The organism is Brucella sp. LJL56 (assembly GCF_054871705.1).
The window spans coordinates 1097307-1118057 of the sequence record NZ_JBTXLQ010000001.1; the positions used below are offsets into that span (position 1 = coordinate 1097307).

Sequence of the window (20751 nt, forward strand, 5' to 3'; positions counted from 1 at the left end):
GCAAAAAGCCCCGCCTTTCGGCGGGGCTTTTGTTTGAACTTCGAGACTGACTAGATTTGGTTATCCGTCTGCCCGTTCGGATCGGTCGTTGTTTCATTCACATCTTCATCCTCCGGCTTCTTCGGAGGCTTGCGCGCTATCAAACTATAGAACATCGGAATGAAGAACGTTGCGATAAACGTCGCCGCCAACATGCCGCCGATGACGCCTGTACCAATGGAGTGACGGCTTGCCGAACCGGCACCTGTGCTGATCGCAAGCGGCACCACACCGAGAATGAAGGCCAACGAAGTCATCACAATCGGACGGAAGCGCAGGCGAGCAGCCGACGCCGCCGCCTCAATGGCAGATTTACCGGTCTCTCGTTCAAGCACCGCGAACTCCACGATCAAAATCGCGTTCTTCGCTGCCAGACCTATGAGTGTCACCAGACCAATCTGGAAATACACATCATTGGTCAATCCGCGCAGATCGGTCGCCAGCAATGCACCGAAGATTGCAAACGGCACTGCCGTGATGACAGCGAGCGGCAAGCTCCAGCGCTCATACTGTGCGGCAAGAATCAGGAACACCATGACGAGACCGAAGATCATAGCCTGCGTGCCTGTGCCGCTGGTGGTCACTTCCTGATAGGCCGAGCCGGTCCATGCAATCTGATAGCCTTGCGGAAGAACTTCCGCAGCGACTTCCTGCATTGCCTTGATCGCATCACCGGATGTGAAACCCGGTGCCGGGTTGCCGGTAATTTTGGCTGCATTGAAGGCGTTGAAGCGTTCAAGCTGATCGGGACCGACAATACGTTTGACCGTCACGAGGGCATCGAGCGGGATCATGCTGCCGGAATTAGCCCGTACAAAGACGTGCTTGAGGTCGCTTGGATCGCGGCGGAACTCAGCTTCCGACTGTAGATTGACCTGATAGTTGCGGCCAAACAGCGTAAAGTCGTTGACGTAGAGGCTGCCGAATGTTGCCTGCATCGCAGTGAATACAGAGTTGATCGGCACACCCATAGCCTTCGCCTTTTCGCGATCAAGCTGGATGTCGTACTGTGGAACATTCGGATCAAACGTCGTGCGGACGCCCTGCAGCTCCGGCCGCTTGGCCGCAGCTTCGGTAATGAGCTTGGTTGCACGCGTCAGCGATTCCACGCCGCCGCCCGTACGATCCTGAACATAGAGTTCAAAGCCACCCGTGGTGCTCAAGCCCATGATTGGCGGAGGATTGAACGCAAGAACAAGCCCATCCTTGATGCCCGCATTCATCGCCATGATGGCACCGGGAAGATTGCGCGCGTCGGTTTCAGGCGTCGTGCGTTCCTTCCAATCCTTGAGCATGATGAACATCGTGCCCGCACTGGTTTTCAGACCACCCGACAGAAGGTCGAAACCGGATACCGCGAAGACACTTTCCACAGCCGGGCTCTTCCGGATATTCGCGCTCGCCTGATCGAGAACCGCCGTTGTACGCTCCAAAGAGGCCGCAGGAGGAAGTACGGCAACACTGAACAGGAAGCCCTGATCCTCATCCGGCAGCAGCGATCCTGGAACTCTTTCGAAAAGATAGTATGTCGCGCCGAGAAGACCTGCAAACAGGATGAGGCCGATTGCTGCGCGCTTCAAAAAGAAGCGAACACCGCTGGAGTAACCATCTGTCACCCGCTCGAAGAAGCGGTTGAAAATACGGAACGGCAACATCGGCTCGTGATGACCCGGCTTGAGGATCAACGCACAGAGCGCCGGTGTCAGCGTCAGAGCCACAAGACCGGACAACGTCACCGAGATCGCGATGGTGACGGCGAACTGCTTGTACATTTCGCCGACAAGACCGCCCATGAAGGCCACCGGAATGAACACGGCGCAGAGCACGAGAACAATCGCGATAACCGGCCCCGTCACTTCACCCATAGCCTTGATGGCGGCCTTGCGCGGCGAAAGTTTCTCGGTCGTCATGATACGTTCGACGTTTTCCAGAACCACGATAGCATCATCGACCACGATGCCGATTGCCAGCACCAGACCAAAGAGCGTCAAGAGGTTGATGGAGAAGCCGAGCACATACATGCCAGCAAATGTACCGATAATAGAGATCGGCACTGCGATGATCGGAATAAGCGTCGCGCGCCAGTTCTGCAGGAAGATGAACACAACCAACACAACAAGAATGATCGCCTCGATAAAGGTGTGAACCACTTCCTCGATGGAGACCTTGATGAACTTGGTCGTATCAAACGGGATCGAGTAATCGATACCAGCCGGGAAGCTCGCCTTCAGCTCATTCATACGGTTCTGAATGAGTTCCATCGTATTGAGCGCGTTTGCGCCGGGTTGCAGATAAATTGCAATCGGAACAGCAGACGTGCCGTTAAGATTACTGTCGACGAGATAGCTTTCTGTCCCCAGTTCGATGCGCGCAACGTCCTTCAGACGGAGAGTCGCAGCGTTGGGGCTTGAACGCAGGATAATGTTTTCAAATGCCGCAGCATCCGGCAGACGTCCCTGCGTGGTCGCCGTATAGGTGAACGGCCCGGCTTGCGGGTCCGGCTGGTCGCCGAAGCGGCCCGCGGCAAACTGCGCATTCTGTTCTTGAATAGCCGTCGAGACATCGCTCGGAGTCAGATTATACTGCGCCAGCTTATCCGGACGCAGCCAGATGCGCATCGAATAGTCGATATTGCCGAGCAACTGCACATCGCCGACGCCCTGCAAACGTTTGAGGTCATCGACCACGTTTAGAAGCGCGTAGTTACCGACATAGGTGCGGTCATAGCGATCGCTATCGGAGAACATGGCGACCATGCCCAGAATCGTGGTGGAGCGCTTGTCCACCGTGACACCGAGACGCTGCACTTCCTGCGGAAGGGACGAGGTCGCACGCTGCACGCGGTTGTTGACATTGATGGTGGCCTGATCCGGGTCAGTGCCCAGAGCGAAGGTTACCGTCAACTGCATGGTGCCGCTACCAAGGCTCGAGGACTGCATATAAAGCATGTTCTCGACGCCGTTGATCTGCTGTTCCAACGGTGCCGCAACAGTTTGCGCCACCGTTTCGGCACTTGCACCGGGATAGGTAGCACTGACGACCACCTGCGGCGGTGTCAATTCAGGGTACTGGGCGATCGGCAGGATCCGGATGCAGATCAGGCCAGCCAGCACGAGCACAATGGAGATGACCGCCGCGAAAACGGGGCGGTCGACGAAGAATCTATTCATTGCTTGCCTGCCGCCTGTTCTTTGCCAGCATCAACACCAGCCTTATCGGGCGATGTCTGATTGCTTGCTTCAGTAGCTGCGTCGACTGGATTCACGGGCTTACCCGGAGCTGCCTTGATAAGACCGTCGGTGATAACCCGATCACCTGCGTTAAGGCCCTCGGAAACGAGCCATGCGTCGCTCAGTTCACGAGCAACGGTGATCGGCCGCACTTCAACAACGTTGTCCTTGTTGACCACATAAACGAATTGCGTTTGCGGGCCCTGAAGCAACGCGGCCTTCGGGATCGTGATAGCGTTTTTGACCTGAATGCCGAGAATCACTGCGCGTACGAACTGACCAGGGATCAGGCGCCGATTCGGATTCTCTACGACCGCACGAGCGCCGAGCGTGCCCGTTTCGGTATCGAGCGACGACGAGGTGAAGTCGATCGTACCTTCATGATCGTAAGCCTGTCCGTCGCCGAACAGAACCTTGATCTTGAGGCGATCGGCATCTTCACCCGTTGCACCGCGTTCAGCGCGCAAACGGTTGATTTCGGCTGCTTCCGTGTCTGTGAAGGAGAAATTCACGTAAACCGGATCGAGCTGCATGATCGAGGTCAGGAGGCTTGAGGATGCATCGGTACCGATGAGGCTGCCCTCATTGACCTGTTCGAGGCTGGTGATGCCGCTGATTGGTGCGGTTACCTTAGTATAGCTCAGATTGAGCTCTGCCGTACGTAATTGTGCCTTGGCTGCTGCAACCGATGCCTTGTTCAAGTCACGGGTCGCAAAAGCTGAGTCGCGAACGGCTGTGCTCTGTACCTTCTGCTGAACCAATTGTTCGGCGCGCTCGGCATCTCGGATGGATTGCTGATACTGCGCTTCAGCCTGAGCTACTTGTGCTTGAGCCTTTTCAAGCTCCGCCTCATAAGGTGCAGGGTCTATTTCAAATAACACGTCGCCAGCTTTGACTTCCGTGCCTTCGGTGAAATTGCGGTGAAGCAATATTCCGCCCACACGCGCACGCACCTGAACATCACGATAGGCACTGATACGTGCCGCATATTCATAGGTAACGGGTACATCATGCGGCTTAACCGCGATAACGGATACCTGTGGCGGAGGTGGTGTTGCGCCTCCCGGTGCTTGCGCCAGAACGGGTTGCCCCGCAAAGACAAGAAATGCGGCCCCTGCCGCAAAAAGCCGAATAGAACGGTTCATAGTCATGATGGGAGTGCCCTTGCTGTCGCGCGGTGCTGCCAATTTAACATACACGAGTGTTTGTAAACACGAACTACTGTGTTATAGTCAATCACCTAATATTACAGATCACGAATGAGTTATCCAGATTTAGCGATAAATTGGGCCATTAGCCTGCATCCACCCGAGAGAAGTCATGCGAAGAACGAAAGCCGAGGCCGCCGAAACCCGGGAAGCCATTCTGGTGGCTGCCGAGCAGGTTTTCCTCGAGCGTGGTGTCAATCAATCTACACTGATGGAAATCGCCTGTCATGCCGGAGTAACGCGTGGTGCTATTTATTTCCACTTTCACGACAAGCTTGAGATCTTACGCACAATCATAGGCAGTGTGCGGTTCCCGCAAGAAGAAATCATGTTGCAGGCAGCGGCGGTCAATCACCCCAATCCGATGCATGTTCTGGAACAATCGATTATTCAAGCACTACAGCTTTTCTCGAACGATGAGCGCCAACAGAACATCTTCATAATCATCAACCAGCGATGCGAGTTCGTTGGCGAAATGGCCCCGCTCGAAGACCGCCTCAGAGAAGCGCGTGCCAATGCCCTCTCATTGTTCGCGGGATTGCTGGACGTGGCCGCAAGACGCGGCGAACTTTCGAAGGAATGGACATCTGATACGGCAGCACCAGTCCTGCTCTCCATATTGAGCGGACTTCTCAATGAATGGTTGCGAGGCGACAGAGGCTATGATCTTGTAACCTATGGCGGCAAGGCGATCTCAATACTCATTCGATCCATGAGAAATCAGGTGGCCGAAGCCCATTAGAGCGCATCCTGAAAAGTGTGAAACGGCTTTCGGAAAAGATGCATGTTAAAACAATTATTTAGAGTGCCGATCTGATTCAATCAGATCGAAACGCGCTCCAGAGGCATTGCCGGATACAATTGCGATATCGTTCGCCTGCCGGTCCCGCTATTTTCCCCAGTGGCGAGTTTCAACCTATTGTGATTGTCAAACTTCAAAATTGGGAAAGACGCTCGACTCTTTTATAATTTACGCTTACGTCAATGTAACTCTTGCGAAGAGTGTAAAACTCGACCACATTTATGAACGAGGAAGCTGTCCGTGGGGCGGACGGCTTGGGAGACGGCGGGCGCACAGGCTGCCCAATTTAAGACGGAGCAATCCGGGGAGAAGAAATGGCGAAAAAAACGACTGGGCGAAGTGCATCCGTAGTTGAATCCGTCGCGGCAGACTCAACAGGCAAGAATACGCCGACACAAGAAAAAATCTGGTTCAAATCATATCCGGCAGGCGTTCCGCACGAGATCGACCTCAGCAAGGCAACCTCCATTGGCGATATGATCCTGGCGTCTTGCCGACAATTCGCAGACAGCCCCGCATTTACCTGCATGGGTAAAGATCTTACCTATAAGGCACTCGACGAACACTCGCGCGCATTGGCTTCTTTTCTACAGTCGCGCGGCCTCGTCAAGGGTGACCGCGTTGCGGTGATGATGCCGAATATCCTGCACTATCCGATTGCCTTTACGGCAATTCTCCGTGCGGGCTTTGTCGTCGTGAACGTCAATCCGCTTTATACCCCACGCGAACTTGAGCACCAGTTGAACGATTCGGGCGCCAAGGCACTCATCGTCCTTGAAAACTTTGCAGCGACCGTACAGAAGGCTCTGCCTTCCATCCATGTACCCAACATCATTGTCGCGTCGATGGGCGATATGCATGGTTTCAAGGGGCACATCATTAATTTTGTCGTCCGCAAGGTGAAGAAACTTGTACCCGAATGGACGATCCCTGGCCATGTCCGTTTCAAGGACGCACTCGCGCAAGGGCGTGCTAAATCGTTCAACCCCGTGCCTGTTGAGGGCTCCGATCTCGCTTTCCTGCAATATACTGGTGGAACAACGGGCATATCGAAGGGTGCGATGCTCACCCACACCAATATCATCGCCAATGTCGAGCAGATGGATGCCTGGATAGCGGTAGCGTTCCGCAACAAGGGCAAACCGAAGGCGATGAATTTTGTGTGCGCGCTGCCGCTCTATCACATCTTCGCACTCACCGTGAATGCGATGACTGGCCTGAAACTCGGTGCACGCAATATTCTCATCCCCAATCCGCGCGATATTCCCGGCTTCGTCAAGGAACTCAAGAAATATCCGTTCCATATCTTTCCGGGGCTCAATACGCTGTTCAACGGGCTGATGAACAATCCGGATTTCCAGACGCTCGATTTCAAGCCTTTGCTTCTGACACTTGGCGGCGGCATGGCTGTCCAACGCCCTGTTGCCGAACGATGGCAGAAAATGACCGGCTGCGTCATCACCGAGGGTTACGGCCTGTCTGAAACCTCGCCCGTCGCCAGTGCTAATGTGCTTGATGCGACCGAGTTTTCAGGCACGATAGGCGTACCGATTCCGTCCACCGATATCGCAATACGCGATGATGATGGAAATGACCTCGCGCTCGGCGAAGTGGGAGAGATCTGCGTGCGCGGCCCGCAGGTGATGAAGGGATATTGGAACCGTCCCGACGAGACCAAACGCTCAATCATGCCCGATGGTTACTTTCGTACCGGCGATATGGGCTTCATGGACGAACGCGGATATACCAAGATCGTCGACCGCAAGAAGGACATGATCCTCGTATCCGGTTTCAATGTTTATCCGAACGAGATCGAGGAAGTGGCTGCCGGCCATCCCGGCATCGTGGAATCGGCCGCCATCGGCATACCGAACGAGCATTCCGGCGAAGTGGTGAAACTCTACGTCGTCAAACGCGACCTGAGCCTGTCCGAAGATGATGTGAAGGCTTATTGTGCTGAACGTCTCACCAACTACAAGCGCCCGCGCGAAATCGAATTCCGCGAAAGCCTGCCGAAAAGCAATGTGGGCAAGATTTTGCGTCGCGAACTACGCGACTAATGCATGTCTCCCAAAAGTGGGAACCGGTTTTGGGAGACATGCATGAAAACAAATGCTTAAAGCGTGTCGTACGAGTACGATAGAATGCGACACGCTTTAAGGTCATTGGCCTGACGCGATAACTGCCGGGGTTTTCATCCCGGCCACTATCTTTCGATCACGCCGACGGCGGAGCCAGCGGCTGCACAATTTCCTGAAATGGTGCGAGGGCCTCGCAGCGCCCCGCCAAGGTGGCCAACGCCGGATATTTCGTTTCGTCGAAAAGATGCGAATGCGCCTCGCACAGAAAACGCAAGGCGCAGGCCACCGCTATATCCGCGTGGCCGATATCGGCTCCAAACCAAAACGGCGAGCCACGTGCGGCAAGGTCCTGTTCGAGAACGTCCAGCACACGGCCGATCTGCATTTCGCATCGCTCCACCCAGACCGGCGATTGTTCGCTGCGCAGCAGTCCTTCATAGAGAAGGCTCACCGCCTTGTCGGCAAGGCCCGTGCCCAAGGCACAAATCTTAAGCGCCTGACGCCGTTCAACGCCGTGACCCGCAATTAGCGGCTTTCTGGCCTCGGCAATCTCATCAAGATAATCGAGGATGGCAGCACTTTCGATCAGCACATCACCATCGGCGAGCGCCAGGGTTGGCACGCGGCTGAGCGGATTATATTCCGCCAACCGGTCGCGGTCGCCGAATGTGGACCACGGCCAATGCTCGAAAGGCAGATCGTAAAGGCGCATGGCGATTGCGACACGTCGCACGAATGGAGAATCATATTGCCCGATAAGGATCATAGGTATCGCTCGGATCAGATTGTCATCCGAGCATGCTACCGCAGGTCCAGTCGTCCGCAAGAGCCGCCAGGATGAATTCTTCTGAAGACAGCATCAGAAAATGGAATGATTCAACCTTTAACTTTCAGCAGTTGCGGCAGACCCGCGACGGAATCGAGCACCACATCGGCATGCGGTTCCAGCGCCTCACGCGGGCTGTTGCCTGACAGAACGCCGACCGCAAGCCCCGCAGATGCCGCATGAGCGGTTTCAAGATCGTGCAGATTATCACCCACCATGGCAATGGCGCTTGGATCAAGTCCCAGCTTGTCGGCAAAATAAAGCAATGGATCTGGATAGGGTTTCGGGCGCGCCGCCGTGTCGTAGCCGATGATCACATCGAAGAAGCCTTCGATGCCGAGCGCCTTGGCGGTCGCATGTGCGCCTGCCTCGGAATCATTCGTCGCAATGCCAAGTCGATAGCCCATAGCACGCAATGCTTCCAACGTTTCGCGCAGCCCTTCGATGGCAACCGCCGAACGCGCACCTTCCTCGACCGCATAGCGGTCATATTCGCCGATCAGATGGCGCAGATCGGCGCCGTCCAGTTCCGGATGCCAGAGCGAGACGATGTCTTCCACCGTTCCCGCCGCAATCACCGAATTGGCACGAAAGCGCTTTGCCGTCCAGTCATAGCCACCGGCATCAAGCAGGGAACGCGCATGCGGTTCATCGCCCTTTCCCAATCGCTGGGCCGAACGTTGGGCCAATGTCCACGACACCGAAAACCAGGTGCGGTCGAAATCGATCAGCGTGCCGTCCTTGTCGAAAAGAACGGCACGGATTTCTTTCAGGCGATCGGCAAAGGACACCGCACTCATGCTTCGAGAGCGCCAGCACGCTTCTTGACAGAAGATGGCTTAGCGCCGAGCAGCTTGAGAAGATCGTCGCCCCGGCGTACATAACGCAGCGAGCGGCGCGTCAGGATGCGACCGGCCTGCGGTGCGGTCATGACGATGTCGTGCTCCGGTTCGCCCGGCACGGTAACAATCGTGACGAGCTTCGCGCCCGCTTCCACCACATCGCCCGGTTCGGCATGGAAGAACACCATACCGCCTTGTGGCGCGCGGACCATTTCGACATTCGAAAGCGGCGATATGAGGCCCTTATAGTCGAGGTCAAGCTTGACGCTCTCGTCGCGGATGACGCCGCGATGCACCAGGAACTTATAGAGACCTTCCGCGTCGCCCTTGCCCATATCGGCATAGACATCAGTCAGTCCGCGGAATTCCACCGTGGTCACTGCGCGGCGCTTCATGTCGCGCTTGTCCTTCGGCAATTGCAGAACGGGATGCGCGCAGGCTTCCTCGAAGGCAGCATCCGCCGTGGTGTCCCAGGCAAGGATTGCCGTGGAATTGAGCGCGACGGCCAGATCCTTCATGTCTTCAACGAAATCATCCGCGATATAGACATAGTTTTCGCTCTCATCGTCGCAATGCAGATCGAGCACGATGTCGTTCGGCAGTGCGAGTTTCAGAAGCGTCGCCTTGAGACGCTTGGCCAGCGCTTCCGGCGCATCGGGACCAGGCAGTTCCGACGTGTCGAAATCCGGCAGAAGCGGGAATGCGCGATTGAAGTTCACCGCCGAGAACATCTCGAAACGGCCCTGATGCTGATAGGCCTGCCATTGGTTCGACCCGATCGGATTGGCCTGCGGCACGACGGTGATGTTGCCCAGAATGCGCCCTTCTTCACCAGCCTTTTTCAGCATCGGGATAAGGAAATGAAGTGCAGCCTGCCCTGGCAGTTCCGAACCGTGCAGCGAGGATTGCAGATAAGCGGTCGGCGCATCGCCACCCTTGCCCGCAAAGCGCAGCACGCGCAGTTCGATGGCATTGCCCGGCACGTCGCCCGCAAATTTGATGATCTCAGTCTTCATTTCTCATCCCATTTCATTTTATACGAATGGAGCCGGGTTAGACCCGGCTCCACATCATTTCTATTCCGATGGATAATGGCGTCAAGCTTTGCGTCGTGCGTGCAGATGCGCGACAAGACCTTGCGTCGAGGCGTCGCGACCGCCAGCCGATTCCTTGCCGGAAACCACCGGCAGCAATTCGGTCGCAAGTTCCTTACCCAGTTCTACGCCCCACTGGTCGAAAGCATTGATGCCGAAAATCTGCGCTTCGACGAACACGCGGTGTTCATAAAGCGCGACCAGGCGACCCAGCGCATAAGGATCGAGCATGTCGTGAACCAGCGTCAACGACGGGCGGTTGCCGGAGAACACGCGATGCGGCGCAATGCGTTCGGCATCGGCGTCCGGCAGCTTTTTCGCCTGCAACTGGGCGCGGGCCTCGTCCAGTGTGCGGCCCTTCATCAGCGCTTCCGACTGCGCAAGGCAGTTTGCCAAGAGCATTTCGTGCTGATTGTCGAGAGCCGGTTCATGGCCCTTCGCAGCCACGATGAATTCCAGCGGTATCGTATCCGTACCCTGATGCAGAAGCTGGAAGAAAGCGTGTTGGCCGTTGGTACCCGGCTCGCCCCAGACAACCGGACCGGTCGGGCCGGAAACCGGCTTGCCGTCCACGGTCACGCTCTTGCCGTTCGATTCCATGTCGAGCTGCTGGAAATAGGCGGCGAGACGCGACAGACGCTGATCGTAGGGGATAATCGCCCGGCTGCCATAGCCGCAGATCGCCCGGTGCCAATAGCCGATCAGGCCAAGCCACATCGGCAGATTCTTTTCCATCGGCGCATCGCGGAAATGCACATCCATGGCGTGCGCACCGGCAAGGAACTTGCGGAAATTATCTGGACCGACAGCAATCATCACCGGCAAGCCGATGGCGGACCATACCGAATAGCGACCACCCACCCAGTCCCAGAAGCCGAAGACACGGTCTTCGGCAATGCCGAAGGCCGCGACCTTGTCGAGCGCCGTCGACACGGCAGCGAAATGCGCGCCAACGGCGGCTTCGCCCAGCGCATCGGCAATCCATTTGCGCGCAGTCTGCGCATTGGTCATGGTTTCAATGGTCGTGAACGTCTTCGAAGCGATGATGATCAGCGTCGTCGCCGGATCAAGCGGGGCCAGCGTGTCGGCAATATGCGCGCCATCGATGTTGGAAACGAAATGGGCGCGCGGACCATCGTGATAAGGGGCCAACGCAAGCGTCGCCATAACCGGACCGAGATCGGAACCGCCAATGCCGATATTGACGATGTCGGTGATCTTCTTGCCTGTCGCGCCCTTGATAGAGCCGGAACGGATGCCATCCGAAAACGCCGCCATACGGTCGAGCACTTCTTTCACGTCCGGCAGAACATTGTGACCATCAACAAGCACTTCTTCAGAGGAAGTATCGCGCAGCGCAACATGGAGAACGGCACGGTCCTCCGTATTGTTAATGTGCTCACCCGCAAACATCGCCGCACGACGGCCTTCAACATCGGCAGCAACGGCCAGTTCCTTGAGGAGCGTGATCGTTTCGTCGTTGACCCGGCATTTTGACCAGTCAAACAGAAGGTCATCCAGGGATAGCGAATACCGCTCGAACCGGCCTGGGTCTGATTTGAACGCCGCACGCATATCGTGCGGGGCCGAATCTGCCCAGTGCTTTTTCAGCTTTGCGACCGTTGCTTCAAGCTTCGTCGCGTCTCTTGCCATGATGCTACTCCCGAATCAAATCGATTTAATCGCGGATATTAGGGCAGTTTAAGAAAGTTTGTGACGATTAAATCACCGAAACTTACTATTTGGATAGATTGCCATATACATCTTATCAATCAAATTACATTGATAGCAGGACGCGTCTGGAGCAAAGCATGGACCTGACCGGTGAAGAACGCATAGCAGCGCCAAGACAGGCGGTGTGGGACGCGCTGAACGACATTGAGACGCTGAAAGACTGCATTCCCGGTTGCGAAGATATCGAGCGCATTTCGGAAACCGAAATACGCGCCGCCCTCAAAGTGAGCTTCGGAATCCTGAAAGTACGCTTTCACGGCATTCTGGAATTGTCGAATATGAAACCGCCGATCTCCTATACGATTTCGGGTCACGGTGAAGGTTCCATAGCCGGGTTTGCACATGGCGCGACCGATGTGCGACTGGAAGAAGATGGTGATGATACCGTGCTATCCTACACGATACGGGGAGATGCCGGTGGCAAGGTGGCCCAGATCGGGACTAAATTGCTCGGCTCGGTCGCGCGCAAGATCGCAGACCGCTTCTTTGCCAATATCGCAGAAGCGGCGTCGAACGCCGCCGCAAAAACGACCTGATCCAGCTACACCCTTATAGAACCGATAGTCCTGCCTTCCCTTTTCGCAATCCGGTATTCGATAATTCACAATACTTTCTGAAAGTCAGTCGGCATGAAACCGAGAGATATCGCGACCTATATTTTCCTTGCCCTGGCATGGGGGCTATCGTTCCTCGTGGTGCTGCGTGTGGTCGAAGCTTTCGGCTGGGTTGGTGCGGTTGCCTTTCGCTCCTTCATTGCTGCCGGAACGCTTTTTGCGATTACAAAACTCTCCGGACGTAAGCTTGATTTTCACGCTGGCTGGAAACCCTTTGCCGTTGTTGGTGCAACCACCGTTGCTGGCCAGTTGATCGGTCTTTCCTACGGCACGCCGCTGATCGGAACGGCGATGGCCGCGATCTGCGTTGCATCCATTCCGCTTTTCTCGATGGTCATCAGCCAGCTCTGGGGGCTTGAGCGCATTACATCACGCGGCCTGATCGGCCTGCTGCTTGGTGTCACCGGCATCGTGCTGCTGGTTGGCTTCCCGGCTGTTGCGGTGACGCCTGAATTTATCATGGGCTGCATTGCTGTGCTTTTCTCCTGCTTCTCGGCAGCATTCGGCAGCAATTATGCCAGCCGCCGCCTGTCAGACACCGGCTCATGGGAAACCACCATTGGCGCATTCGTCTTTGGCGGCATCCTGACCTTGCCGCTGATCGTTGCCATCCCTGTACCAGCTATGCCGGGACTTGTTGACCTCATCTACCTGCTGATTTCGGCCTGTGTGATGAGCGCCCTCACCTATGTGCTTTATTTCAGACTGGTCGGAAATGTCGGACCGACAAAAGCCATCAGCGTCGAATTTGCAGTCACGGTGATTGCGGTTCTGGTCGGTGCGGTTTTCCTGAAAGAACAGCTCTCCATCATCCAGTTTGTCGGCGCTGCCGTCATCATTGCTGGCTGTGCGCTGGTGCTAAGCTCACGCCCTGCCTTGCCTAAAGAATTGGCAACTTTCCCAAACGCAGAAGCGACAACGGAACCTGCGACGGGCGGCCTCAAGTCCGATCCACTCTGATTTCCCATCTCAGCTCAATGTCAAAGGCCCGCGCTTCCAAAGCCGGGCCTTTTCTGCATTTGTAGTGCGCGGCCGCCATAAATTGACCAGATGATAAAAAATTTGACCTTCCGTAAGAATCTGTCATCCTGTCATTAACGGGCATCATGCGACGGTAAAGATCGCAGCCCGGAACAACGTTCAAGGTGCGCAAAGGGAACCCGCGCCTGAATAAGCAAAAATGGGAGATGCGATCGATGAGATCAGCAGAGAATTCGCCTATTGATGCAATTGATAATTCGGGACACGCGAACGGGCCTGATATTCACGGCTCGCGGCTTCAGAAGGCCGATTATGCGCATGTTTTCGATGATCTGCATCCGCCGCTCAACAAGCATGAAGCTCTCGTTGAATCCGACCGCTGCTATTATTGCTATGATGCGCCCTGCATGAATGCATGTCCGACCAGCATCGACATTCCGCGTTTTATTCGCCAGATCAATACCGGCAATGCAATCGGTGCGGCAAAGACAATTCTTTCAGAAAACATTCTGGGTGGCATGTGCGCTCGTGTCTGCCCGACCGAGACACTCTGCGAAGAAGTGTGTGTTCGCGAAACTTCGGAAGGCAAACCGGTCAAGATTGGTGAATTGCAGCGTTATGCCACCGATGTTCTGATGGAAACCGGCAATCATCCGTTTAAGCGCGCACCCGATACCGGCAAGCACATCGCTATCGTTGGCGCAGGCCCGGCAGGTATCTCCGCAGCACATCGCCTTGCCATGCACGGGCATCAAGTGACAATGTTTGAAGCCCGACCCAAGGGCGGCGGTCTTAATGAATATGGTATTGCCGCCTACAAGACCGTCAATAATTTCGCCCAGCGCGAACTGGAATTCGTGCTGAAGATTGGTGCGATCAACATCGAATATAACCAGGCACTCGGTCAGGACATCACCATCGAGGCACTTAAGGCCGGATATGATGCTGTGTTCCTCGGCATGGGCATGCCCGGCGTCAACGATCTGGGGCTTGCTGGCGAGGACGCGCCCAACGTGATCGATGCTGTCGATTACATCGCCAATTTGCGTCAGGCAAAAGACCTCTCGTCCCTGCCCGTTGGCCGCAATGTTGTGGTTATCGGTGGCGGCATGACGGCGGTGGACGTTGCGATCCAGACCAAGAAGCTCGGCGCTGAAAACGTTACAATCGTTTATCGTCGCGGCCAGGAAAGCATGAATGCCAGCGCCTATGAGCAGGAACTGGCGCAGATTCACGGCGTGGTGATCCGTCACTGGTTGCAGCCGCACGCCCTTGAGCGGAGCGAAGACGGCACGGTCAATGCCGTGGTCTTTGAATATACCAATGCCGATAGCGGCAAGCTTTCAGGCACCGGCGAATATCTCATTCTTGAAGCCGATCAGGTCTTCAAGGCAATCGGTCAGAAGTTTGAACCAGAGCCAATTGCAGGTTCAGGCATCGGGCTCTCCAAAGGACGCATCAGCGTCGATGACCAGCGTCGCACATCCGTTGAAGGCATTTGGGCGGGGGGCGACTGCGTTGCGGGTGGTCAGGATTTGACTGTTGCATCGGTGGAAGACGGCAAGGTTGCCGCTGAATCAATCCACGCCACTCTTACCAAGCAACCGGAAGCAATCGAGGGCTTTGCCGATGCGGTACTGTCGGGCGGCGCGCTTCACGCGCCAACCCCGTCTGCTTCGCGTGACCGCAGTGTGCCTTTGGGCCAGGAACAGGGCTGAGGAGAGTAAACATGGCTGATCTTTCAACGAATTTCCTCGGTATCAAGTCTCCAAATCCGTTCTGGCTGGCATCTGCTCCACCGACCGACAAAGCATACAATGTCGAGCGTGCGTTCAAGGCTGGCTGGGGTGGCGTGGTCTGGAAAACACTGGGAGCTGAAGGCCCTCCGGTCGTCAACGTCAATGGTCCGCGCTATGGCGCTATCCATGGCGCTGACCGGCGTCTGCTTGGTCTTAACAATATTGAGCTGATCACCGACCGGCCGCTTGAAGTAAACCTTCGTGAAATGAAAGAAGTGAAGATGCGCTGGCCCGACCGCGCATTGATCGCTTCGATCATGGTACCGTGTGAAGAAGAAGCATGGAAAGCCATTCTGCCTCTGGTGGAAGAAACCGGCGCTGACGGTATCGAGCTGAACTTCGGCTGTCCTCACGGCATGAGCGAACGCGGCATGGGTGCGGCTGTCGGTCAGGTGCCGGAATATGTCGGCATGGTCGTCAAATGGTGCAAGCAATATAGCCGGATGCCGGTGATCACCAAGCTGACGCCGAACATCACAGATATCCGCAAGCCCGCGCGTGGCGCAAAGGCCAATGGCACCGACGCCGTATCGCTGATCAACACGATCAATTCCATTGTGTCGGTCGATCTCGACAGCATGTCGCCGGTTCCGTCCATTGACGGCCGCGGCAGCCATGGCGGCTATTGCGGTCCGGCAGTCAAGCCTATCGCGCTGAACATGGTGGCGGAAATTGCGCGTGATCCGGAAACGCACGGACTGCCGATTTCAGGCATTGGCGGCATTACCACATGGCGCGATGCAGCCGAGTTTATTGCACTGGGCTGCGGCACCGTTCAGGTTTGTACCGCTGCAATGACCTATGGTTTCAAGGTCGTTGAAGAAATGATCGACGGTCTTTCCGACTGGATGGATAGCAAGGGCTATCAGACGCTTGATGATTTCCGCGGCATGGCGGTGGGACATGTCAGTGACTGGCAGTATCTCAACCTCAATTATGTCACCAAGGCGCGGATCGATCAGGATTCCTGCATCAAGTGCGGTCGTTGCCATATTGCCTGCGAAGACACCTCGCATCAGGCAATCACCAATCTCGTGAATGGTGCGCGGCACTTTGAGGTGATCGATGAGGAATGCGTTGGCTGCAATCTTTGCGTCAATGTCTGCCCGGTCGAGGACTGCATCACCATGGAGCAGATCGGCGATTTTGATCCGCGCACAAAGGCACCGATCCCGGCACAATATGCCAACTGGACGACCCATCCGAACAATCCGATGGCCGTCAAGGAAGCAGCCGAGTAAAACAAGAACGCCGGGGGAAACCCCGGCGTTTTCTTTCTGATATTTGGTGTTAGCGACTGACGCGTTTGCCTTTTTCAGGCTCGAACACATGGCTGGTTGCCGGATCAATCGCAATGGTCAACACATCGCCTGGACGTACTGTCAGGCGCTCGCGGAACAGGCAGGTAATCGGCTGCTCACCGAGCTTGCCCATGACCATGATTTCCGAGCCGGTCGGCTCAACGATTTCGACTGTGACCGGCACGCCATTATCAGCAATCTTCATATGCTCAGGGCGAACGCCATAAACGGCCTTGCCTGAAAGGCTTGCATAATCCCCTTCGGGCAGCGGCATGCGGAAACCGCCGTCAGCGAGGAAAGTACCCTCGTCGATCTTGCCGTTAACGAAATTCATCGATGGCGAACCGATGAAGCCCGCGACGAACATATTAGCGGGGCGGTCATAAAGATCGAGCGGCGCACCAATCTGCTCCACTAAACCATCACGCATGACGACGATCTTGTCGGCCATGGTCATGGCTTCGATCTGATCGTGGGTCACATAGATTGTGGTGGTCTTCAGGCGCTGATGCAGGCCCTTGATTTCGCCGCGCATCTGCACGCGCAGCTTGGCGTCAAGGTTGGAGAGCGGTTCGTCAAACAGAAACACCTGCGGATCGCGCACAATCGCACGGCCCATCGCGACACGCTGGCGCTGACCACCGGAAAGCTGACGCGGAAAGCGGTCGAGCAGCTTGTTGAGGCCGAGGATTTCCGCTGCACGATTGACGCGGCTGTCGCGTTCTTCCTTCGGCGCGTTTTTCAACATGAGCGCGAAGCCCATATTGTCGGCCACCGTCATATGCGGATAGAGCGCATAATTCTGGAACACCATGGCAATATCGCGTTCCTTCGCGCGCAGGTCATTGACCACGCGCGGACCAATGGCGATTTCACCATCGCTGATTTCCTCAAGCCCCGCGATCATACGCAGAAGCGTGGATTTCCCGCAGCCCGACGGGCCGACCAGCACGACAAATTCACCATCTTCGATATCGACCGACACGCCATGCAGAACGCCGACATTGCCATATTTCTTGATTGCATTTCGGATGGATACAGATGCCATCTTGAACCTCAACTCTTATTTGACAGCGCCTGCAGTCAGACCCGCAACGATCTGGCGCTGTGCGAAAACTGTCAGCAACAGGACCGGCAATGTGACCACAAATGCTGCGGCGGCAAGCGGACCCCAGCTTACCTGTTCAAAGGACAGCATGTTGTAGACCGCGACCGGCAGGGTGCGTGTCTCGCGGCTTGCGAGCACGATGCCGAAAACGAAATTGTTCCACGAAAATATCACCGCAAGGATGAGCGACACCACAACGCCGGGCTTGGCAATTGGCAGTGCAACCTTCATGAAAACCTGCCACGACGATGCACCATCGATAATGGCTGCCTCTTCAAGCTCCATCGGTGTTGTCTCGAAATAGCCGATCATGATCCAGATCACGATTGGGACGGTGACAACAAGATGGATTATGATCTGCGGCCATAGCGTGCCGAGCAGGCCGAGCGTCTGGAACAAAAGGAACAGCGGGATCAGGTAAGACAGGCCCGGCGTCATACGTGCAATCATGATGACGATTGCCGACTTGTTGGCACGCAATCGTGCGATGCCATAGCCTGCCGGAACACCAACCAGCAGTGCCAGCAAGGTCGCGGTTCCTGTGACCAGAAGACTGTTCCAGAAATAGAGCAGGAAATCGTTGGTCTCGAAAATTCCGGTATAGTTCGACCACGCAATGCGGTCGGGGATCAGGATCGGCGGATAAGCGCCGTTGTCGATTTCGTATTTGAGCGAAAGCGACAGCATCCAAACGAAGAAGAAGATTGCAGGCGACACAATGATGAAAACCATGAGTGCCGTGCCAAACTTGGAAAGAATTGACTTGCGTGCCATGGTCGGTCCTCAAGCGTTCCACTTGGTCCGCTGGCGCAGAGCCAGAAGAACCATAGACATGGCGATAATGACAATGAAGAACACCACGGCAATCGCCGAGCCGTAACCAATGTCGTAATAGGAAAACGCCACGTTATAGAGATAGATATTGATGGTTTCCGACGCGGTTCCCGGACCGCCTTGCGTCATCGCATAGATGATGTCGAAGCTTTTCAGCGCATCAATCGAGCGGATGATGACAGCCACCATGATGAACGGCAGGATCATCGGAAGGGTGATGTAGCGGAATTTCTGCCAGCCATTGGCGCCATCGATTTCCGCGCTTTCAAACGGATCGCGCGGCATGGAGGCAAGGCCACCCAGCACGATCAGCATGACGAGCGGCGTCCATTGCCAGGTTTCAACAGCCACCAGCGACGGGATAACCGTGCTCTGGTTGAATATCCATTCCTGTGGGCCAATGCCGATCAGCGACAGAAGATAGTTCAGAACGCCGAGTTGCGGGTGATACATCATCGTCCAGACAAGGGCGACCGCCACCGGTGTTGCCATCATCGGCATGACGAAGATACCGCGCAAAAGCCCGCGCATTGGCAGTTTGCTGTCAAAGACAAGCGCTGCAATCGTGCCCAATATCATCGGGGCAACGACTGACAGAACCGTATAGACAACCGTATGCCACATGGATTCCCAGAAGCGCATGTCGGTTGCAAGACGCAGATAATTGTCGAAGCCGACAAAGCTCTGCTCTCCACCAAGCTGCCACTGGTTAGCGCTCATCCAGAGTGTGAACACCCATGGGAAGACGATCACCGCCCCGACAGTGATCAAGGCTGGAAGAACAAACGGCCAGTAACTGGGCCGCAAGCGGCTCGTGACCGACTTGGTGGAGGAAGCTGCTTTGGCAGCAGCTCCCATTTTTGCTCCTATCGGGGCGGCAGATGTCATTTTCCTTCGCTCCGTGCGAGGACTGGACGGAATTCTTCCGTCGCGCGTTTCATTTCAGCTTCTGCGTCAGCACCATTGAGAAGATTGGTAAGGCCGACACCGATGATGTCGCGGAATTCCGTGACGGGCACGATGACCGGCAGGCAAAGCTGGCTGATCGGAGCAGACTTCGAAAGCGCTTCTACCCAGCCTGCCGGCATGGTGACGCCCTTGCGCACTGCTTCATCGTCGATGACCGACTTGCGGAACGGAACGCCCGACCCAGATTGCAACAGGCGAGCACCCATTTCCTTGGAAATAGCCCACTGGCAGTAGAGATATGCAGCTTCCTTGTTCTTGGAAGCTTCGGTCACACCGATGCCGTCGCCGGTCGTTGGTGCTGCCTGTGCGTTCGGGCCTGCTGGCATGACGCCATAGCCAACCTTGCCGACAACGCGCGACTTGTTCGGATCTTCAAGCGGTGGCGCAAAACCGATACCGTCAAGCCACATGCCGACACGGCCCTGCAGGAAGTTCGACTGGCATTCAGCCCAGTTGAAGCCCGCAACGCCGGGAGGTGCCGATTTGGTCATCAGGCGTTGATAGAGCTTGGCAGCTTCAATACCTTCAGCCGAATCCGTCTGCAGGTTGCCATCCGCATCAACCGACTGCTTGCCATAGCCGAGCAGAAGGCTGGTATAGACCGGCGCATTGGCATTCTTCATGCCACGCGCAACGAAACCATAGGTGTTGGTCGATGGATCGGTGAGCGCTTCAGCGGCTGCAACCAGCTCTTCGAAGGTCTTCGGGAATTCAATGCCCTTGGCCGCGAACAGGTCCTTGTTCCAGTAGATGATCCAGTAATCGACCGAGAACGGCAGTGCGCCAAAGCGGCCATTGGCATCCTTGGCGAAGGTCAGACCGGCGCTCGCGAAATCATCTTCTGTAAGCGACGCATCGGTCAGCGTCGGGTCTTTCAGGAATGGGTTCAGGTCGGCAAGCCAGCCGCCCTTTTCAAACTGGCGCTTCTGAACGTGATAGCTGATATGGATGACGTCGAAGCTTGGACGGCCCGAAGTGAGCTCGATCACGGCCTTCTGGCGCTGCTGCTGTTCCGGCATTTGCTCGGAGTTCACCTTGATGCCGGTCAGCTCTTCGAATTCCTTCTGATATTTCTGAAGGATTTCGCCGCGCGGGCTCTTGATGAGATTTACTTCAAGCGTTGTGCCAGCATACTTCTTCCAATCGACGGTCGACTGGGCGAAAGACGGACTTATGCCCGTCATGCCAGACGCAGCGATTGCTGCTGTTCCCGCCAGAAACTGACGACGTGTTGGACGTAATAGATTCATTGCATGCTCCTCCCCTATAATTTTTCCGGCCCGGCAACT

The 20751-nt window shown here is 55.8% G+C and carries 16 protein-coding genes; 6 read left to right on the forward strand and 10 right to left on the reverse strand.

Annotated features, from left to right (window positions below):
- Nucleotides 1–50: 50 nt before the first annotated feature.
- Nucleotides 51–3209: a multidrug efflux RND transporter permease subunit BepE gene (gene bepE, locus ACYSN1_RS05370; RefSeq protein WP_461724713.1), complete on the reverse strand. Its 3159-nt coding sequence runs from the start codon at nt 3207–3209 to the stop codon at nt 51–53.
- Nucleotides 3206–4420 (reverse strand): efflux RND transporter periplasmic adaptor subunit, encoded by a 1215-nt coding sequence (locus ACYSN1_RS05375; protein WP_461724714.1) that lies wholly within the window; start codon nt 4418–4420, stop codon nt 3206–3208. Before ACYSN1_RS05375 ends, bepE begins: the two co-directional genes overlap by 4 nt.
- Before the next feature lie 169 nt (nt 4421–4589).
- Between ACYSN1_RS05375 and ACYSN1_RS05380 the strand changes: the two genes are divergently transcribed.
- Complete coding sequence (locus ACYSN1_RS05380) at nt 4590–5219, forward strand: TetR family transcriptional regulator (RefSeq protein ID WP_461724715.1); 630 nt, start codon at nt 4590–4592, stop codon at nt 5217–5219.
- Between the two features lie 374 nt (nt 5220–5593).
- Entirely contained in the window at nt 5594–7339 is a 1746-nt protein-coding gene (locus ACYSN1_RS05385) for a long-chain-fatty-acid--CoA ligase (RefSeq protein WP_461724716.1), read from the forward strand.
- Nucleotides 7340–7496: 157 nt separating this feature from the next.
- Here ACYSN1_RS05385 and ACYSN1_RS05390 read toward each other — a convergent pair whose 3' ends face one another.
- From ACYSN1_RS05390 to pgi, 4 genes are all read right to left on the reverse strand, one after another.
- Nucleotides 7497–8126: a glutathione S-transferase family protein gene (locus ACYSN1_RS05390; RefSeq protein WP_461724717.1), complete on the reverse strand. Its 630-nt coding sequence runs from the start codon at nt 8124–8126 to the stop codon at nt 7497–7499.
- Nucleotides 8127–8236: 110 nt separating this feature from the next.
- Nucleotides 8237–8986 (reverse strand): HAD family hydrolase, encoded by a 750-nt coding sequence (locus ACYSN1_RS05395; RefSeq protein WP_461724718.1) that lies wholly within the window; start codon nt 8984–8986, stop codon nt 8237–8239.
- Nucleotides 8983–10044, reverse strand: coding sequence for a M14 family metallopeptidase (locus ACYSN1_RS05400; protein WP_461724719.1), 1062 nt, complete (start codon nt 10042–10044; stop codon nt 8983–8985). The genes ACYSN1_RS05395 and ACYSN1_RS05400 overlap by 4 nt, the downstream gene beginning before the upstream one ends.
- 81 nt (nt 10045–10125) lie before the next feature.
- Nucleotides 10126–11775 (reverse strand): glucose-6-phosphate isomerase, encoded by a 1650-nt coding sequence (pgi, locus tag ACYSN1_RS05405; RefSeq protein WP_461724720.1) that lies wholly within the window; start codon nt 11773–11775, stop codon nt 10126–10128.
- Between the two features lie 158 nt (nt 11776–11933).
- Between pgi and ACYSN1_RS05410 the strand changes: the two genes are divergently transcribed.
- From ACYSN1_RS05410 to preA, 4 genes are all read left to right on the forward strand, one after another.
- Nucleotides 11934–12392, forward strand: a complete 459-nt coding sequence (locus tag ACYSN1_RS05410; protein ID WP_461724721.1) for an SRPBCC family protein — start codon at nt 11934–11936, stop codon at nt 12390–12392.
- A 93-nt stretch (nt 12393–12485) separates the two neighbouring features.
- Nucleotides 12486–13430, forward strand: a complete 945-nt coding sequence (locus tag ACYSN1_RS05415) for a DMT family transporter (RefSeq protein ID WP_461724722.1) — start codon at nt 12486–12488, stop codon at nt 13428–13430.
- A gap of 227 nt (nt 13431–13657) precedes the next feature.
- Nucleotides 13658–15169 (forward strand): NAD(P)-dependent oxidoreductase, encoded by a 1512-nt coding sequence (locus ACYSN1_RS05420; RefSeq protein ID WP_461724723.1) that lies wholly within the window; start codon nt 13658–13660, stop codon nt 15167–15169.
- Nucleotides 15170–15180: 11 nt separating this feature from the next.
- On the forward strand, nt 15181–16491 hold the full coding sequence (gene preA, locus ACYSN1_RS05425; protein ID WP_461724724.1) for an NAD-dependent dihydropyrimidine dehydrogenase subunit PreA: 1311 nt from the start codon (nt 15181–15183) through the stop codon (nt 16489–16491).
- 49 nt (nt 16492–16540) lie between these two features.
- On the opposite strand, the gene ACYSN1_RS05430 is transcribed toward preA, so the two are convergent.
- Genes ACYSN1_RS05430 through ACYSN1_RS05445 form a run of 4 tightly spaced genes read right to left on the reverse strand, consistent with a single transcriptional unit; the run spans nt 16541 to nt 20712 of the window.
- Nucleotides 16541–17599: an ABC transporter ATP-binding protein gene (locus ACYSN1_RS05430; protein WP_461724725.1), complete on the reverse strand. Its 1059-nt coding sequence runs from the start codon at nt 17597–17599 to the stop codon at nt 16541–16543.
- Between the two features lie 15 nt (nt 17600–17614).
- Complete coding sequence (locus ACYSN1_RS05435; protein ID WP_461724726.1) at nt 17615–18433, reverse strand: carbohydrate ABC transporter permease; 819 nt, start codon at nt 18431–18433, stop codon at nt 17615–17617.
- Between the two features lie 9 nt (nt 18434–18442).
- The gene (locus tag ACYSN1_RS05440) at nt 18443–19351 is read right to left on the reverse strand and encodes a carbohydrate ABC transporter permease (protein WP_461725284.1); all 909 of its coding nucleotides are present in this window, start codon (nt 19349–19351) and stop codon (nt 18443–18445) included.
- Between the two features lie 26 nt (nt 19352–19377).
- Nucleotides 19378–20712 carry an ABC transporter substrate-binding protein gene (locus ACYSN1_RS05445; protein ID WP_461724727.1) on the reverse strand — a complete coding sequence of 445 codons (1335 nt, stop codon included), beginning with the start codon at nt 20710–20712 and terminating at the stop codon, nt 19378–19380.
- Nucleotides 20713–20751: the final 39 nt, after the last annotated feature.

Coding starts and splice junctions, on each gene's coding strand:
- ACYSN1_RS05390 (WP_461724717.1), bottom strand. CDS start 8,126: ATGATCCTTATCGGGCAATATGATTCTCCATTCGTGCGACGTGTCGCA.
- ACYSN1_RS05410 (WP_461724721.1), top strand. CDS start 11,934: ATGGACCTGACCGGTGAAGAACGCATAGCAGCGCCAAGACAGGCGGTG.
- ACYSN1_RS05430 (WP_461724725.1), bottom strand. CDS start 17,599: ATGGCATCTGTATCCATCCGAAATGCAATCAAGAAATATGGCAATGTC.
- ACYSN1_RS05420 (WP_461724723.1), top strand. CDS start 13,658: ATGCGATCGATGAGATCAGCAGAGAATTCGCCTATTGATGCAATTGAT.
- ACYSN1_RS05380 (WP_461724715.1), top strand. CDS start 4,590: ATGCGAAGAACGAAAGCCGAGGCCGCCGAAACCCGGGAAGCCATTCTG.
- ACYSN1_RS05440 (WP_461725284.1), bottom strand. CDS start 19,351: ATGGGAGCTGCTGCCAAAGCAGCTTCCTCCACCAAGTCGGTCACGAGC.
- preA (WP_461724724.1), top strand. CDS start 15,181: ATGGCTGATCTTTCAACGAATTTCCTCGGTATCAAGTCTCCAAATCCG.
- ACYSN1_RS05375 (WP_461724714.1), bottom strand. CDS start 4,420: ATGACTATGAACCGTTCTATTCGGCTTTTTGCGGCAGGGGCCGCATTT.
- ACYSN1_RS05395 (WP_461724718.1), bottom strand. CDS start 8,986: ATGAGTGCGGTGTCCTTTGCCGATCGCCTGAAAGAAATCCGTGCCGTT.
- bepE (WP_461724713.1), bottom strand. CDS start 3,209: ATGAATAGATTCTTCGTCGACCGCCCCGTTTTCGCGGCGGTCATCTCC.
- ACYSN1_RS05400 (WP_461724719.1), bottom strand. CDS start 10,044: ATGAAGACTGAGATCATCAAATTTGCGGGCGACGTGCCGGGCAATGCC.
- ACYSN1_RS05435 (WP_461724726.1), bottom strand. CDS start 18,433: ATGGCACGCAAGTCAATTCTTTCCAAGTTTGGCACGGCACTCATGGTT.
- ACYSN1_RS05415 (WP_461724722.1), top strand. CDS start 12,486: ATGAAACCGAGAGATATCGCGACCTATATTTTCCTTGCCCTGGCATGG.
- ACYSN1_RS05445 (WP_461724727.1), bottom strand. CDS start 20,712: ATGAATCTATTACGTCCAACACGTCGTCAGTTTCTGGCGGGAACAGCA.
- ACYSN1_RS05385 (WP_461724716.1), top strand. CDS start 5,594: ATGGCGAAAAAAACGACTGGGCGAAGTGCATCCGTAGTTGAATCCGTC.
- pgi (WP_461724720.1), bottom strand. CDS start 11,775: ATGGCAAGAGACGCGACGAAGCTTGAAGCAACGGTCGCAAAGCTGAAA.